Source organism: Drouetiella sp. (assembly GCF_059504425.1).
Window position 1 is genome coordinate 40,177 of sequence record NZ_JCACIN010000039.1, and the last position, 17,152, is coordinate 57,328.

General features: G+C 50.2%; 13 protein-coding genes and 1 pseudogene. 6 read left to right on the forward strand and 8 right to left on the reverse strand.

The features are described 5' to 3' along the window. The coding region (locus AC5JMP_RS08670; RefSeq protein WP_495851050.1) for a COP23 domain-containing protein at positions 1-473 on the forward strand (473 nt) is incomplete at its 5' end. Positions 474-666: 193 nt separating this feature from the next. Here AC5JMP_RS08670 and AC5JMP_RS08675 read toward each other — a convergent pair. Together AC5JMP_RS08675 and AC5JMP_RS08680 are read right to left on the reverse strand one after the other, a co-directional pair. Next, positions 667-1,260 (reverse strand): annotated as a pseudogene (locus tag AC5JMP_RS08675) (CHAT domain-containing protein); the annotation flags it as partial. Between the two features lie 795 nt (positions 1,261-2,055). Continuing rightward, positions 2,056-2,433, reverse strand: a complete 378-nt coding sequence (locus AC5JMP_RS08680) for a DUF4351 domain-containing protein (protein ID WP_495851051.1) — start codon at positions 2,431-2,433, stop codon at positions 2,056-2,058. A 330-nt stretch (positions 2,434-2,763) separates the two neighbouring features. Between AC5JMP_RS08680 and AC5JMP_RS08685 the strand changes: the two genes are divergently transcribed. Then, positions 2,764-3,864 (forward strand): CHAT domain-containing protein, encoded by a 1,101-nt coding sequence (locus AC5JMP_RS08685; protein WP_495851052.1) that lies wholly within the window; start codon positions 2,764-2,766, stop codon positions 3,862-3,864. A gap of 16 nt (positions 3,865-3,880) precedes the next feature. Here the strand turns inward: AC5JMP_RS08685 and AC5JMP_RS08690 are convergent, their stop codons facing one another. From AC5JMP_RS08690 to AC5JMP_RS08705, 4 genes are all read right to left on the reverse strand, one after another. Continuing rightward, on the reverse strand, positions 3,881-8,362 hold the full coding sequence (locus AC5JMP_RS08690; protein ID WP_495851053.1) for an SAV_2336 N-terminal domain-related protein: 4,482 nt from the start codon (positions 8,360-8,362) through the stop codon (positions 3,881-3,883). Continuing rightward, on the reverse strand, positions 8,359-9,387 hold the full coding sequence (locus tag AC5JMP_RS08695) for an AAA family ATPase (RefSeq protein ID WP_495851063.1): 1,029 nt from the start codon (positions 9,385-9,387) through the stop codon (positions 8,359-8,361). The genes AC5JMP_RS08690 and AC5JMP_RS08695 overlap by 4 nt, the downstream gene beginning before the upstream one ends. 49 nt (positions 9,388-9,436) lie before the next feature. After that, on the reverse strand, positions 9,437-10,744 hold the full coding sequence (locus AC5JMP_RS08700; protein WP_495851054.1) for a VMAP-C domain-containing protein: 1,308 nt from the start codon (positions 10,742-10,744) through the stop codon (positions 9,437-9,439). Between the two features lie 1,130 nt (positions 10,745-11,874). Next, positions 11,875-12,042, reverse strand: a complete 168-nt coding sequence (locus AC5JMP_RS08705; RefSeq protein WP_495851055.1) for a hypothetical protein — start codon at positions 12,040-12,042, stop codon at positions 11,875-11,877. A gap of 417 nt (positions 12,043-12,459) precedes the next feature. On the opposite strand from AC5JMP_RS08705, the gene AC5JMP_RS08710 reads away from it, so the two are divergent. After that, positions 12,460-13,593, forward strand: a complete 1,134-nt coding sequence (locus AC5JMP_RS08710; RefSeq protein ID WP_495851056.1) for a PLL family lectin — start codon at positions 12,460-12,462, stop codon at positions 13,591-13,593. A gap of 6 nt (positions 13,594-13,599) precedes the next feature. On the opposite strand, the gene AC5JMP_RS08715 is transcribed toward AC5JMP_RS08710, so the two are convergent. Then, a complete protein-coding gene (locus tag AC5JMP_RS08715) occupies positions 13,600-13,824 on the reverse strand; it encodes a hypothetical protein (protein WP_495851057.1) in 225 nt (74 codons plus the stop codon). A 229-nt stretch (positions 13,825-14,053) separates the two neighbouring features. Then, positions 14,054-14,383 carry a hypothetical protein gene (locus AC5JMP_RS08720; protein ID WP_495851058.1) on the reverse strand — a complete coding sequence of 110 codons (330 nt, stop codon included), beginning with the start codon at positions 14,381-14,383 and terminating at the stop codon, positions 14,054-14,056. A gap of 90 nt (positions 14,384-14,473) precedes the next feature. Between AC5JMP_RS08720 and AC5JMP_RS08725 the strand changes: the two genes are divergently transcribed. From AC5JMP_RS08725 to AC5JMP_RS08735, 3 genes are all read left to right on the forward strand, one after another. Continuing rightward, entirely contained in the window at positions 14,474-16,096 is a 1,623-nt protein-coding gene (locus tag AC5JMP_RS08725) for a caspase family protein (RefSeq protein ID WP_495851059.1), read from the forward strand. A 94-nt stretch (positions 16,097-16,190) separates the two neighbouring features. After that, positions 16,191-16,697: a hypothetical protein gene (locus AC5JMP_RS08730; protein WP_495851060.1), complete on the forward strand. Its 507-nt coding sequence runs from the start codon at positions 16,191-16,193 to the stop codon at positions 16,695-16,697. Positions 16,698-16,935: 238 nt separating this feature from the next. Continuing rightward, on the forward strand, positions 16,936-17,118 hold the full coding sequence (locus tag AC5JMP_RS08735) for a hypothetical protein (protein ID WP_495851061.1): 183 nt from the start codon (positions 16,936-16,938) through the stop codon (positions 17,116-17,118). Positions 17,119-17,152: the final 34 nt, after the last annotated feature.

A 17,152-nucleotide genomic window follows, 5' to 3' on the forward strand; every position in this document is an offset into this window, starting at 1 on the left:
CTGTAGCAACTACAGGTGTAAACTCTGGTGAATCCTCTCTAGCTACCGCTGCCAAACGGTTGTCAACTAAGAAAGTGACTTTAGAAAAAGTTTCTTTCTTGTGCGGTGCTGATGATGGCACGCCAGCCACAGTTGTTAAGATTCAAGGTAAAGAGGATTTACCAATCATCTGGTGGAAATCTGAATTTTTTAAGCCTGCCGGATATGATGCAAAAACACGTTGTAAACAAGTCTCTACCCGTTTTGGAACCTACACCAAAGGCAATCTCATCGCCTATCTCACTACAGGAAAACTAAAGGGACAGCCTGTAATTTGCTTGACTAGTAAAGAAGATGGAGACTGTGGAGATGACATTTCTCTAAATCAAGGATTGCTATTTACACTTAAACCTGATGATGATTCTCAAGAAACTCTGGAGACTCTGGCTACCGCTCTACAGAATCAGGGTATTTCTGTACCCATTGAACAGTAAAATCAGCGCACTTGAAAGCAAGTACGGTCTTTACCAGTTCCCTTACACAGCTTTGAGCCTCTCTAGCGTGATCATTTGACGTAAAAGTGACCCATATGCTGGCCTAACGTTGGTCAATGTGCATTCCTTGCTGCAATGTAATCTCACTCAAATTTTTGATGTCTTAACTTTCCCCAAAGTTACTCAAAATCACCTTCTTTTTCAAGACAGGTGTCAAATGCTCTCCCATTCCCGCCATCTGAATGGCAGTGCACCCTAGCCGGAAGGCAAACTCCACTGAGCGCCCTGCTCCTAGCGCATCGTAAAACCCAACCGCAAACTCAATTGCCGCTCGATCGCCGATGCTTTGATTCATGCCAATTACGTAGTTGATGTGTTGTGCGATCGCATCTGCTTGCACCTCAGAGTAGCAGCCATTTAGCACTACACAATTCACCTGATCGGCAAACAGTTCAAACAAGCTTGCTAGAGCACCAGCCGTGATGAACTGAGGTTTTCCAATTTCATTTTCAAAGACTAATCCTGATTCGCCACCTCCATGTCCAGAGAAATGAACGATCTGCGGGTTATTGTCCAACATGGTTCGCTGAATGTCTCTGGGGCGAACTGCCCAAGCCTGTTTCAAGACAAACTGATCGCGATGCTGCGATCGCTTTAGCCCTTCTTCGATATCTCGCACCTCCTGATCTAACCGCAACTGTGCAGTGCCTTTGGGATTTGCCGTTAAAATCAGCAGATTGTAAGTTTGGGATGCTGAAGGCTTATCTACCACGGGCTTGTCTACCATGAACTTCTGAAGCATCTGCAATGCCCCTATTAGCTCTTCCTGGTTGTTAACTTTAATTTTTAGCTTGCGCCCCTCAAATTCGGCTTCAATCTCTAGAGGATTAGAGTTAAAGCGATCGCTCAAAAAACCAAACAAAGGCCGGACGTTACTGGGCTTCACCTCAGCTCTTAATGCCCCAGCGAGAAAGCCCCCAATCGATTTATTGCCATCTGGCGGGTTGAGATCGATAACTCGCTTAACCTCCTCAACTTCATCTAAATCTTGCAACTGAGACAACAGCCGCTGAGAAGCTTTGTCCTTTTCTTCTTCATCTAAATCTGGATCTGTGAAGTTAATCGTCAGCTTTAGGTTTGATTCGTCTGTCACCCTACTTACCTCGCAACTAGATAACAAGTAAACATGCTTAATAGCTTCCCCAAGTATCGTGCTTGTTATCTAGACTAAATTGAAAGTCAGAATAACTTAAGTATTCTCAAGCTTGAACACAGGTACTTCAGGAATTTAATGAATGAGTAGAACCAGAAAAGATGATGCGGTTCGTGAGCGTCACGCACACAAGCCCGAATCACACTCTCCGCGCTCAAACCGCACTGAAGCGATCGCTCTATCCTACATTTCCAACCGTAACTTCAGGTACAGTTTCAGTACAATCGATTGTAGGCAGTGGAGCAAAAAGTGTGAGCTTTGATGTTCCAAGCTCGATCGTTGCAGTAAAAAGCTGAAATGCTGTAGTTTCGGGGGCGATCGTTACGGCAAAAGCTGAAATGATGCCTTGAAGGATCGCTGAACGAACCCTTATCCCTGCACCACCAACCACGCTTCTAAATCAGCCAAACTTGCAAATTCCAGGAGGGCTTCACCCAATGCCTCTAATTGGGCGATCGGCAGTTGATCAATCTGAGATTGCAACCTGTCCGGGACGTTACCAACTTTCCGAGTTAGCAGACGGAGAATAAGCGATCGTTCTCGCTGTAATCCCTGCTCAATGCTCTGCTCAATGCCCTGCTCCATCCAGCTTGTAACAATTTGCATCACGTCCTCCCGCTCCGTTTCCTCTAATTTACCAATCTCCTCCTGGAACACCTGCATCTCCTGACCATTCAGGCGAAGATAGGTGTCTACGAATCCAGAAATCAGGCGAGTTCTCGCGGGATCAAGCCGGAGCGTTGCCAATCGTTTTAGCCTGCGTTATTCAAAAACAAAATGTTCAAAAAGGCTTGAAACGCCATCAGCATAGCACCCGATCAATCCCGCTCGATCGCCAGCGACCCAAACCTTTTCCTAAGATGCAGAAGCCTTGCCCAGTTCTTAAAGCTAAACTGGCTGCTTAATACAGCTTCCGTTAGTGCCATTTCACTCTACGCCCTTAGCGTGAACCACGACTTGATTCAGTTTTAGAAAACTTAAGGAGCATTGGGCTTAGAATTGGAGCAGCGATCAGCACTCTGTGTAGGCTTTGCTGCTCAGATACCGCATCCGTATTCTCAAGAGGTCAGTAGCCCCGTGCAAGAAAAGATCAAAATTCTGCTACTAGCTGCAAATCCCAAAAGTACAGACCCACTGCGCTTAGGAGAGGAAATTCGGGAGATTGATATTGTTCTGAAGCAGGCAAACCATCGCGATCGCTTTGAGCTGATTCCGAAGTTTGCGGTTCGGGTTGGGGACCTTAGAGATGCCATGCTGTCTCAATCGCCACAGATCGTGCATTTTTCAGGACATGGGGCAGGGCAGGCGGGTCTGGTGCTAGAGGATGATCTGGGGAAACAGGCATTTGTCACTACAGAGGCGCTAGCTCGATTTTTTCAGTCGTTTGCAGATACGGTGGAATGTGTGCTACTGAATGCCTGTTATTCTGAAATTCAGGCTGAGGCGATTAATCAGCATATTAATTGCGTGATTGGGATGAATCAGTCAATTGGCGATCGGGCGGCAATTGAATTTGCTAAAGGCTTTTATGCTGCATTGGGATCAGGGCGATCGATTGAGGCTGCGTTTGAGATTGGTTGTGCTTCGCTGGATCTAAAAAATATCCCGGAGTCTTCCAAGCCAGAGCTGAAGATTAAACCGGGCATAGATGATGCCTGGATCAGTCGAAAGCTAGTGGTTGTGCCTGAGCCAGAACCCAAGAGTGAGCAGACGGCTACACTGAAAACTCAGAATCAGGCTGCTCAGAAGGCTTCTAAGCCAATGGGTGACGATCGTACCCCAAACATCAATGCCCAAAAATCGCAGGGTTTCATTAATAATGCCTCGGCTCCGGTCACGCAGCATTTTGGTAATCAAACCAGCATCAATACGGGTGGTGGCGATTATGCTGGACGGGATATGCATAAAAGCGATCGCTCTCCTCGTCCTAATGCTGCCGTTTCGCTACAAACCGTTGTTGACGAAGTGACACAACTGGTTGAACGGGCAGAAACACGAGGCGAAGATGATTTTGCAGATGACTTGCGATCGGTAGAGTCAACATTGCAAGCGGCTGTGAAAGCTGAGAGTGAGGGGAAACTGGAGCGACGGCAGGTTAAGTTGGAGGATGCAAAGCGATCGCTTCAGGGATTGGTGAAGGCTCATCCAAATCTGCAAAGTATTTTAAGTTTGCTTTAATGGATACAGTGAGAAGCTATTGCAGATGATTGCTGAAGTAGTGACGATACAAATCACATCGCGGTACCACCCCATTCCCCTGAAACTTCACCAGCCCTATGCTCCGCAGCTTAAAGGCAGCCGTGCTGTCGAGTTCTACCGCATGCTGCGCCGTCACCACCCGCTGCGTCGCTGCCACTAGCTCCACCCCTTCCTGCAAATTCAGCCAGTGCCGCCGCAGATGTTCGCCATACAGCCCGCTCTCTGTCGGCGCAATATCCAAGAACTCCGCCAGCGTCAGCCGTCCTTTAGCAAGCTCATACAGCGCCATCCGCACTAGATACGGATGCCCGCCCACCATCTGCATCAGCGCCTGCTGTTGCTCTGCCGTCCACGTCAGCCGATGCCGATGCCACAGGTCTTGCACTTGCGCAGGCGTCAGCTCCAGCAGTTCGATCGGCAGCCCCACGTTAAACGGCGACTGGTTGATATTCAGCGGCACATATACCTCCTGAGAATGCACCAACACCAGCCGCAGTCGTTTCCACAGCGGCTTATTCTTCGCTTCCTCATACCAGAACCGCAGCAGCCCAAAAAAGTCCGCCGCCACCTGCCGATATTGAAACAGCTCATCCACCTCATCTAGTCCCAGCGTCAAGCCCTCCGTCAGCTGCGGCAGCAAGTAGTCTTTAAAGTAGTAGGTGCATTTATCTTTGCTGCCCAATTGCCCCTGCCAGTAATGATCTACCCGATCGGGCAGATTCAATCGATAAGTGACACTGGCGCAAAACCACTGCAAAAACTGATCCAAATTGGTCAGTATGTCTGCATCTACCAACTGAAAGTTGATCGACACCGATCGACCCCCTGCCCGCTGCAACACCCGCAACAGCAGCGACGACTTGCCCATCTGTCGGGGTGCTTGAATCCGAATCAACGCTCCCGGTTGCAAAATATGTTCGTAGCAATCCCGCTCGATCGGCGGACGATCGACATAAAAAACCGACTCTAACCCCACTTGCCCCTCTGGCTGCTCTAAGACCAGATCGCCTCTTAAAGCTCTCGATCTAGTTTCCTCCAGGATTGAGAGGCTAGGGGAGCTTTCCGATCGCTTCAGCAGCACCGGCGTCAACTCTGCCGCCTGCCCCTCCAAGCTGATTCTAGAGCGACCATGCTCATAGGCAAACGGAATATCTCGCCCCGCCCCTAGCGCATCATAAAACCCGGTGGCAAACTCCCGCGCCGCCTGTTTACCGAGCGCCTGCTTTATGCCAATCACGTAAGGAATGTGCTGCACGATCGCCTCAGCCTGCACCTCGAAATAGCAAGCGCTGAGTAAAACACATTCCACGCCACGATCGGCAAACAGCTTGAACAGTTTGGCTAAAGCCTCACTGCTGACCAGCTTCACCTGTACATTAGGATCTTCAAGCGCTAGTCCTTCCTGCCCAACCCCATGCCCAGAGAAGTGAACAATGTTGGGCTTAAAGTCCAGCAGCGACCGCTGCACATCTCTGGCGGTGACTGCCCACTGCTGGACTAACTGAAACTGATTTCGCTTCTGCGATAGCCTTAAAACTTCCTCTATCTCCCTAGCCTCATGGTCTAGGCGCAGCGGAGCTGAGTTTCTTGGATCAGCAGCTAGAAACAGAATCGTTTTGAAATCTTCAGAGCGACGGGAAAGTACAATACGACGGGAAATTTCGATAATTGCTGCAATTTTGTCTTCATCGCGATCGACGATCGTGATCTCCTCAAGAGCGAGCGATTCACGAGACTGAAGTGTTTGGTTGATCGCTCTCATCATTCCCTTTGCAGCCTTGTCTACTGACAGGTGATTAAGGCCAGTCCCAATCAGAGAAATCACCCCATGTCTAAATCTTCGATTCACTATTAATTGAACAATTGACTCATAGGCCGTAGAAGTGTTTTCGCTGCTGGGTCCATCTTCTGATTCTGATGTAGCGCAGATGAGCGATCGCTCAGAGAGCGAATTTGAAAGGGAAGAGAGCCGAGTATTTACATTGAAGGGTAATTGTACCAACAAGGGTTGATCGGGTCTAATCCGATTCACCCTTGTTGCCCTCATTGCGCTACCAATAGCATGAGAGAGCCATTCAGAGTCAAGGCTAGCGCTCAAATGTGCTTGAAAAGCTCTTCCAAAGCTTCCTAGCCCGCCTTGATCCCCCACTGGAATTACTAAAGCATCGAATGGCAAATGCCAGGGATTGTCTGTACAACAGGTATAAACTTGGGTGTTCCCTAATTGTCGGAGCGGAACACGACTCGGTGCTTCTATAATTTGGCTGACTTGCTGCCGCAGATTTTCTGGCAGTCGAGACAATACTTCTGGTGTCAGTTTGTCTGCTAAAGCCATATACGCCTGGGCACGCCAGTACGTATTCTCAACATTTAGGACAGTGTCTAAAGCAGTAGGAATTATCTCAGGTAATTTATTTGCCAGAGCAATCAACACAAGGGCACGAGAATAATCATCCTCAAGGGTGCGGGCTGCTTCCAAGGCTTGCTGTAATAGAGCCACTGGAAGCTTTTCCACTACAGCTGTTAGCATTTTGAATCGAGCCGATTCATCTTCGATGTCCAAGGCAGTTTGAAGGGCTTCTGGCACAACTTCGGGGAGCAGAACAGCAAGCGCCGCTAATCCTTGAAAGCGGCTAGATGTATTTTGAAGCACTCTAACCATTTTCAGGACATCTGACAACAAAGCATTGGGAATATGAGGAATTAACGCAATCAGAGCAGAAATGCGATCGGTCTCACTTGCAATAGCAGATAGGCTGCGTAGGAGAGTTAAAGGCATCTCGGGCGATCGTGCTATCAGGTCAGTCAAGGCTGTAGCTTGTTCTTGTTCACCCTGAGTTGCCAACGCTGCGTCTAACTCAGCCTCTAAAGCTCTATCATTTTCTTGAACTGTCCCCTCTAACTGCTCCGCAAATTTCGCATATTCCCCACCCATTCGCTTCAAAACCTGCGCCGTCACCCGCGCAAACGGACGCATCTGCCCTGCTATCTCTCCCGCTTGTACCTGCTGTGGATTTCTCAGCACCGCCGCAAATGCCTCCAGCGACAGCCCCATCCGACTCGCCACAAACTTCGACACCGCATCCAGCACATCCACCGAATCGGGCAGCGGTAACGACTCCAGCAGCACCTCCCGCACTCTTTCAAAAAAGTCGTACTGCACCCTGTCTGGGTTGGTGTCCGGTGCGATCGCCATCAGTGGCTTCAGTAGCCCGCCCAAAAACACCTCTGCCAAATGCACCTGCCGCGACTGGCTCAGCAACCGATCCTGAACAATCCGCACGATCGGCAAACTAATTACCGGAGCTGCCGCCAATAGCCCTGCCAACCGCCGTGCCATCGGAGAAGCCGTCAGCCGGAAGCGCTGCACCCGCTGTTCGGCAGTCAGGTCAGTGGGAAGAATATCCTCCTCCTCTTCCATTGCCGCAAACGATGGCTCAAACACCACTCCCGGTGTCCAAACTCCGCCTCGGCCTGCAACGACCTGTGTCCAAGTGGCAAACAGTTCTGGCTCCAATGTGATCACAGGAACTTTGATTCCCGTCTCCAAATCCGCCTCGTCCCAAGATTCACTTGCACTCACCGTCAGCTGCTGATTGGGCAATCCTGGAGCCAATGCTCGAAGCTGCACCGCTGTTGCTAACCCCAGCGCTGTCCGTCGCCACAGCCATTCTGGCAGCATCTGCACGATCGCCATTGCCCCACATTGCGACCAAGCCTTGAGAGCAGGCAGCACTTGACCCGATTGCCACAGCGGAGCCACGCAATCGCTCACTACCAACACCAAACAGCGTCCATTTGGATCAACCAGTTCATTGGGACTATGATTGCGCTGACGGCGAGCAGAAACCCCAAAGCCGGGACGAATTTGTACCCGGTCTTCTACCTCTACTAACCCCCAGACGCGCACCGTCCGAAACACGCCATAGTTTTCCAAAAGCCGCTGCAATTCCGTGACCGTGCGCCGCCAGATTAGCATGGAGTCGCTTTCATCTACTACCAGCGCCAAATCTAGCCAAGGCTCCAGCGAGGGTTGCAGCACAGGTATCCAAAGCTGCTCCTCCACAATGCGTTGAATTGTCGCTGCCTCATTCAGTATCGTACTGTTGCCCGTGGCGACTCGACGCAATAAGGGACGGAGCGATCGAGCCAAGGTCAGAGGTTCCCGCAGCGATCGGACATCGGGCACCTGAAAAGCTAATTCCTGCGATCGACCTAGGGTAGGACTGCGTGACCCTTGAGGCACAATTTCTCCTTGTGGCTCCTGTGGCTTTTGCTCAGAACGGGGTTTAGGTGGAGCAAAAGACTTTTCTCTAGATAGGGTCGGGGTCTGTGGCACTTCCTGTGCTGGTGTATCAGTCCGCGTCCGTAACGGAACAGATTGCTGCATCTGAGTTGCTAACCAAATCACATCGGCAATCTCTTCTGCCGACAAATCCAAATCTAGCCCCAGTGCTGCAATCAGTGGATTGATCATCTGTCCTCAGCGCTGCTCAAATATTTCAGCAATAGATCCATCAGCTTACTCTGATCGGTCTCTGTCGGACTCAGCTTCCGTGTTACCAAATAGACCGCATTCAGCAGTTGATCCGGCGCAAGGTCGCCCTCCTGTCGCTTCGCCACGAATTGAGCAATCAACGGCTCTGCTTTTTCCAGCACCGCATCTCCTAAATGCGCCCGGACAATTTCCGTCAGGGCAGTCTTGTCTGGATCTTGAATCGTCAACCGCAAGCAGCGTCGCAGAAACGCTGGCGGAAAGTCTCGTTCGCCATTGCTAGTCAAGATAATTAACGGAAATGCATAGCAGCGCATCAGTCCCGCTGTCACCTGCGCCTTTGCCCCATCATAAGTGCGGACTTGCACCGTTTCAACTTGCTCTGCCAGCCGCGCCAGCTCCGGGATTTCATACTCTCCCTCTTCAAACAAATTCAGCAAGTCGTTCGGCAAATTGATATCGCTCTTGTCCACCTCATCAATCAGCAACACACGCGGACGCAAAGACGGCAGTAGCGAGGTTCCCACAGGACCAAGCTGAATATACCGACCAACATCTTTATTCGCTTCTCCTTCTACTATGTCCTTACGATTCAGCTTCACCTGCGCCTCTTGCAGTCGAGCGATCGCATCATAGCGATACAGCCCTTCCTGAAGCGTCGATCGTGCTGTAATTGACCATAACAGCACGGGGCCTAGCCTCAGCTCATGGGCAACTGCATACGCCAAGGAAGTTTTCCCCGTACCCGGTTTGCCTGTAATCAGCAGCGGTCGCCGCAGATAGAGCGCCGCATTCACCACGTTCACTAGATCTGGCTGATCGGCAGGAATATGAAACGACTGTCCCCGCTGCTCTGTCTTGGTCGCATCATAGCCACGGGCATCAATTAATACCGCTTCTGCAACCTTATCCTTGTGACCAAACTGCCGCCAGCTCGGCGGATCAGGCAGGCGATCGATCCCATCATGGGGTTGCCCGGTTCCTTGAAATATCCGCCACTCATTCACCTCATCCACACGCTATTCCTCAGTTACGAATCACTCAGTTACAAATCACTTATTGCCCTGGTCGCAGTAGCTCAGTCACGGGCGGCAGACGATCGAGATCCTCCCACAAAATGGTGAGATGTTGCCCCAAATGCTGCTCGCAGTCTCCTGAAGCCTCCCAGCGTTTTAGACGAATGCGCTCAAGCAGTTCTAGTAAGGAGCCGCTCATCAACAAGGCATCCATCTCAGTTGCCAAGTCTAGCTCTGGAATACTGCACCGTGACCAGATTGCGATCGGTACCGCCGCTTTGAGAATGGAACTGAAAAACTCTTTGTGTTTAGCAGCAGGAGAACAGGTCAGCTTTAGTCCTAGCTTAGTTAAGAGGCTGGTGGTTAGCATTCGTTCAGTCCAGTCTTCTAAGCAATCGAGTTGCTCAAACATTTCATGGCTGGGAACCTTACCAAGATTCTGTTTAACTCGATCCCAGTTAGTGCGCCACGGCTTACGATACAGCCTCAAGTATTTGCGCTGCGTCCGCTCATACGATCGCACCAAAACGGAATACTTAGTGCCGATCGAAAAAGGCTGATCGTCTACTGGATCAAGAATCTTCCAAGATTCCACTTCGGTCGATAGGTAATCACGCGGTAAAAACACTTCGACTGTCAGATTATAGTGATCAGTTCGATCAAATAAGTAATCCTCACTCTGAATTAGAAACTCCCCAATCAATGCCGAAATTTGCTCAATTGAACAGGAAACACCCTTTTGTTCTGCTTCTAGGTCAAGCGGTACAAAACGAGTTAGCGGGTCTTGCACTGTATCATCAGGAACCAGCCAGGCATTGGCAAAGAAGCGATCGGTTCCCGGATCAGGATCAAGCACCATCAGTAAATAAGCCTGAAGCATTGGCTGCTTCTGTACGTTGGTAGGCTGAGGCTTTCTCTGGTGCGGAATCAGGTTGTCTAGTTGGTCACGCATTGACTGTGGCAATTGCTCATCCTGCACCAGCCGTTCTACGAACTCTTGCAATCTGCCAAACGCCTGAAGCTGAGTCACAATTTCACTGGAGGTGTCGACTTCCGGGCGCGACACTCGTGCATCTGGCGGCAGAGAACTGCGGTAAGCTTTGCCAACGCTCTGCACACTCTCTGGCTGCCCCAAAATCTGCATCAATTCCTGGAGCAGTTGCTGTGACAAGCCTGCGTCACCGTTGGGCACAATTAGGTTGATAATTGTGGACTTATGAATATCGCGCCCTGCCGCATCGCCCCCTTGGGTATCGATATCCTGTTGATCGCCAAAGTGCTGCTCGACGGCTTGTGCCGCATTAATAAACCCTTGTGACGATCGCGCGTCCAGTTTCTCTTCACTCATAATGCCCTTTACTTTAACATCTCCTCTAGGTAGGACGGTTCAATTGTCAGCTTGTTTTCAGAAACGCTCAATGCTTAAGCTATCAGAGGAACAGCAGTATTGAACCTCTTGCCAATCAATTTTTGACCTTTCGATAAGCCCAGCGAGAAATTCAGTATAGTTTCAGGCTGTCTCAAACCTCCGGAGCAGATTAGGATTGAACACAACAATCGACGATGCTTCAAGATCTTCAGGCTACTAGCTAATTGTTATTGCAACTGCCATCGTCGCCATAGGCTGCGTTGCAATTTAATTACAGGTAAAATCTGTTACTCAATAGAGACACTGTTGAGGTATTGGTGACTAGTGGAGATTGTAACCGCTCAAGATTACCCACAAGGGTACTGCTGAAATTCAAACAGTTATTTAAGATAAAAACGCAGATATCAAAGAATCGCACCAATACTCCACAATTGGATCATCTGAGGCGCATTTTTACAGAAGTTGAAACCGTTTGATTCCGGGAATCCACTGCTTAGATCTGATTACGTAATTTTAGATCTGATTACGTAATTAAGTGCCGACAACATAGTTCTCTCATCCGAGATCATTGCTCCGTCAAGCTGCATTGATTCACTTTTTCATTGTCAGGAAATGTATGTTAATTTTCCGCTCCATTAGCAACTTACAGAGGAGATGGCGCAATGACTGAAATCAATACCGATCATGAATTGCTTGTCTTGCGAACTGAGCCTACAGAGCAGGGCGCACCTACACCTCGCTCTATCGAGGCTGCCGAAAACGATGGGGGTGTGCTACATCGCTATGGTCCGCACGTTGAAATTCGCCGCACCCAGCCGCTTGAGATCGGCGGGACGCCTTTCACTCCCTCCCCTAAGCCGCGTGCTCCACTGGGTACACTAAGCTTTGCAGAAGAGCTTGGCATCGGAGCATTCACGCTGCGTCGCTCGCCTGCCTATCGTACAGCGAAAGCAAATCGCCCGCGTGACGGCGAGGCATGGGACATGCGCGGCTGCGCACCAAAGGTTAACGATACACCTACAGACGAAGCGCTGATTACGTCGATGGTGGCTGCGCCGCAAGCCGACGACATGACTCGTGGATCTGAGCTTTCCCCCGGTGCGGCAATGCTAGTCGGCTCGGTCGCAGTCGGTATCATCATTGTCAACGGACCAACTGTAGCGACGCAGTTCAGCGAGAGCGAACGCGTCAAGGTCGTTGCTGAGGTTCAAGCTGGGCTGACTTGGCTTGGTAATCAGGAACCGTCGGCTGGCATTAACTGGAACTATGAGATTCATAATGTCAGTATCCCAACAGCAACAGACGCCACTGCTGTCGATGATGAATCGCGCTGGCGCAACCCGGCAATGGGGCGGTTAGGTCACACCGAAAACTGGCAGGGCGTAATCGACTATGTCAACGCTATGCGTGCACGGTTGAGAACACGTTGGGCGTATTGTGTGTTCTTTGTCAAGGGGTACCCGCTGTGGCACTTTGCGTATGCCAGCGCACCGCGCATCGTCATGGACTATGCCAACGCTGGCTGGGGTCCTGATAACATCGATCGCGTTTTCGCTCACGAAACAGGACATATTTTCTCGTGTCCCGACGAATATTCGGCTGCTAGCTGTATCTGTACCAGCACCCACGGCATCTATGACGAGCCTAACGCTAACTGTGCCACTTGTGCGCCTGGCGGCGGCATTGCTTGCCTGATGAAGGCCAATGACTGGGCGATGTGTTCGCACACTCGGCGGCATCTGGGCTGGGGGTTAACCACCGCGCGGGTGCCTCAAGGTGCGCCCATACATGCAGTATCTCGATCGCGGGATAAGCTCGACATTTTCTTCACTGATCAAGATGGGCGAGTGATGTCGGCAGCTTGGGAACCGTCGATGCCTGTATGGTGGGAAGGCTTCTGGCACATCAACGGCGGCATGGCAATGGCGGGGGCACCAGTGACCGCAGCAGTGCGTGGTCCTAATAAGCTTGATATATTCGTCGTTGGAGCCGATAACCATGTCTATACTGCTGCATGGCGGACTGATTCAGGCGGCTGGCAGGGTTGGTGGCGGATAGGCGACATTCGCGTGCCGCACCGCACTCCAGTCCATGCGGTTTCGCGCAGTGCAGACAAGCTTGACATTTTCGTCACTGACGTAAGCGGGCGGGTAATGACGGCAGCGTGGGAGCCTGGGTTCACAGATGGCTGGCACGGTTGGTGGCATATTAATGGTGGCATGGGTGCGCCGGGTGCGCCGGTGACCGCGGTGGTGCGTAGCGCTGATAAACTCGATATTTTTGTAGTTGGTGCTGACGGAGGAGCCTACACTGCTGCATGGCAGCCAAACTCGAATAACTGGCAGGGCTGGTGGCGGATAGGAAATGCACGCTTTCCGGCACAAGCTGAAATTAACGCCGTATCACGGAGTCGAGACAAACTTGATATCTTTGCTACAGCAAACGGTGGAGAGACTCTTACTGCGGCGTGGGAACCTGGATTCACAGATGGCTGGCACGGCTGGTGGCATATCCGCGACGGTCGTGCGCGACCTGGGGCTCCGATTCATGTAGTGTCACGTTCAACCGACAAGCTTGACATCTTCGTCACGGGTACTGATGGGTTCATCTACACTGCTGCCTGGGAGCCAAGCTTCACGGATTGGTGGCATGGCTGGTGGCGGCTTAACGGTGGTCGTACGACGCTTGGTGGCGCGGTTACTGCCGTATCGCGTGCTCCAGATAAGCTTGATGCCTTTGTTGTGGGAGGCGACAGCAGGATCTACACGGCGGCATGGGAACCAACATTCACCGACTGGTGGCACGGTTGGTGGCCGATGGGTTCTTAATTTAGGCTAGCGCCGCTGCCCGTCAGGGGGTACAAAACCTGGTGCGTCCCACGCTTGTCCATCCCCGGCGCGCGGTCCTGATTTGACACCGCGCGCCATCCAGCCCGCAATAAAGAGTCGCTCGGTTTCGCTGAGTGGCGGTGTAACGTTTAGCTGATCGGAGTTGGTAGCAACTGCCGCAACGCCGTCAAGTTCTTGAAGAGCAGTAAGATCAGCAATAGGAATCTGCACGATGAGTATCCTTGGCGGCAATGCTGCGGTAACTTCAAAATGTGTGCGGACGCGATCAGCTGCCTCTCCAGAAACACTGCTTACCACAACTTGCAGTATCACAAACACTTCGATCATTGCCATCACTCCTTATGCTTTTCTGCTAACGAACACCTTGAACTGATAAAAGAGTAGACCTACTGCTAACTCTCTCTAGATTGCCACATTCTTACTTATCTGGTGGTTCAAGCTACGGAGTGATTTGTAAGCTGATTTGGCTGGCGATCGACACTACTACCCCTTTTTTCCGTAGATCGCCTAAGGCTTTGTAGAGGTCGCCTTCATCTAGCTCCCAACGATCGCAAAAGGCATTTACATCGATTTTGGAGTTGAGTTTGCTAGGAAAATCAAGCTGGAGGGCAAAAAAATGTAGTCCCGATCGCTCGTGAGCAATCTCAGGTGGCAGATGCGGAGCAGCTCTTCTCGATCTAAGCTGTAGGAGCCAGTCACCGCCACCTGCTTTATCGGATGTGGAGCAACAATGGTTAAAAACTGCGATCGGTTGAGAAAACCATCCCATCGATATTATGGCTGAGCAGGTTATTTGGGTTCTTCCTGCTCACTCACACAAGCTCTTTGTCATTTGTAGATTAAGTGCCACACTAAAACTATGACTGAATCTACTATAGAAGCCTCTACTTCTAAATTCCGCACGCTCACTCCTGTGGTTATTGAACCTGAGCCTGTGAAACAGGGGCGTTCGGTCGTTGTAGTAATTGGCATTGACAAATACACCCACTGGCGAACCCTGAATAACGCTGTTCAAGATGCACTGGGATTTCAGCAAACATTGATTGAGAAATTAGGATTTACGGCACCGATTGCCCCCCTAATTGATGTTGCCGCTACTCAGGAGGCGATCGAAGCCTTAGTTGAGGAACACCTCCGCAAGCTCCTGAAACAGGATGACAGTCTAGTGCTGTTCTTTGCAGGACATGGGCATACCCGCATTGATGAACATTCTAAAACAGGTTATGTCATTCCAGCTGATGCTCGAATGCCCGATGCAGAGGAGGAACGCTGGGGTGACTATATCCGGCTCAATCACTGGCTAGAAGAAGTGGCTGAACTGCCAGCAAAACATATTCTGGTGATTCTAGACGCCTGTCATAGCGGGTTTGCGTTAGGCAACGCTGCCAATATTTATCGCAGTGCAGAGCGATTCCGTGCTGACATCAACCGTGATCGCAGTCGTAAGGTAATTACCTCCGCAAAACAAGACCAACTTGCTTTAGATGGTGGACCTGTTCCAGGGCATTCTCTCTTCACGGGAACGCTGATTAACGGCTTCAACTGGGGTGAAGCTGATACCGACGGCAATGGTTTCATCACCTCTTCTGAGCTAGGACTCTATCTTCAGCAAAAAGTAGGACAGGTTTCTGGATCTGCCCAAACTCCGGAATTTGGTTCCTTTCACCGTGATGAGAAAGGAGAGATGATAATTGCCTTACGAGACCAAAGCTTTGATACGCTCAAAGCTCGTGCGTTGTCTGCTCTACAAACGGGTCAATTTACCCTATTTAAGGAACTGACGGAGCAAACGATCGCTCTCAATCCTACTAGCGCGGAAGCGCTCTATCTAGAGTATCAGCTGAGGCTGGCGGAGAGGGATTTTCAGCGAGTGACTCAAATCATTGATGTACTGGTAGGCTTCGATCTTCAAGAGTCACTCATTCCGCTTTCCAATAACGACTTAAGAAAAATTCAAATCCGCCTTCCCTGCTGGATTCCTGTTTTGTCCATTCCGGAAACAGGCTTTTTGCCAGAGGTTACAGTCTTGACAGGTCAAAGCAAGGAGCAGCTTCTGGCGATCGAATCTCAACCCTTTGGAGAAAGTCAGGCATATTTGATTGAACCTAAAAGCTTTTGTCAACTCAGCATCAAAAACCCTACTTCTAGCTCCTTGCACATTTACATGGTGGGATTTGATGAGACAGGTCGATTTCAACTCGAAACGCTTTGGAATGATGAAGAGATTATCTTCAATGGCTTGCTGCCGGGAGAAACAAAATCCAGCTATCTGTTTGCAATGCAAGGCAAACTAGGGCTGCGCGAAATCTGCCTTTTCTCATCGCCCACACGACTCCGCTTTTTCCTATTTCCTGCTTCTCCAGATGCCTATGGCGCTCAACTTGACACGATCGCTGAAGAAGATTTAGAGAAGATCAGAATGAAAGTAATTCGTTACAGCCTGATGAGTAAACCTTTCAAGGAGAAAGAGGTAGTGTTCTAGACATGGGAAAGTGGGAAACATTACAAGTGTTTTTCTGCTATTCAGGTTCTGTATAATGCAGAAGGCGAAAGGACTTCTTTAGAGGGGGTAAACTATGGCAGAAGTTGAGGCAGTTGCTCGGGGTCTAGCAGAGCTTGATGAAGACGATCTAACAGCACAGCTTGGGGCAGTGTCCCAGTATGTAGAGGCTAATCCCGAAGAAGTCTCTGTTAATTCAATTGAAGACATTCCCGTACCGAGGGGCGCATTCGATGACCTCTTCAAAGCTGGACTAAATGTTTTTACTTCGATTAGCCCTAAAGCCTACAACGTTCTCTGTTCCCCGATCGGTGGCAAGGGTGAACTAGCCGCAGAACTCGATAAATTGATGAGCGCTAAAACGACTGAAGCTGCCGCAAAAATGACTGGACTACTGACACCTGTTCTAGTCGGAAGCCTAGGGTTACCTCAGTCCGTTGCCGTGGTAGTGGGTTCACTCATTGTCAAGAAGGCTGCCAAGGGCACATCTGATTATGTCTGTGAGAACTGGAAAGCGAATTTGAGTAGCGCAGCTAGTTCTGCAGAATCGCCCCATGCGACCGAATCGTCTGCAAATGGCTAAACGCTACTTGGCGATCGTCAGCAACACTTGTTGGGTCGTCCACACCTGCTTACTCTCTTGTCAATATAAAATTGAGTAAAACATGAGAGTAGGAAATGAATCAGACGCAAACCTTACAAGCAAAGCCTTTTGATCTTGATGAATGGCAGAAACTCCACTACCGTCACTAGCAACAGTACATCCGTCAGCGTTTGGATGCCATCAAATTGCTCCAACAAGGCAGTCATTCCATTGAGATGTGTCAGCAGGTTACGATACGCTGCCCGGTTGGCTCAAGCAGTATCTGAGTGGTGGATTGAGCCAACTGCTCAACCTCATCACTCATCAAAAACCTAGTCGTCCAACCGTTGGACAACAGCAACAACTCAAAGTGATAGCGCTGACTCAGCATCCAACCGATGTAATCGTTCAAGGGGTGTAGTCTTGAGTAGGCAACAAAGAGGGAGCAGATTGAG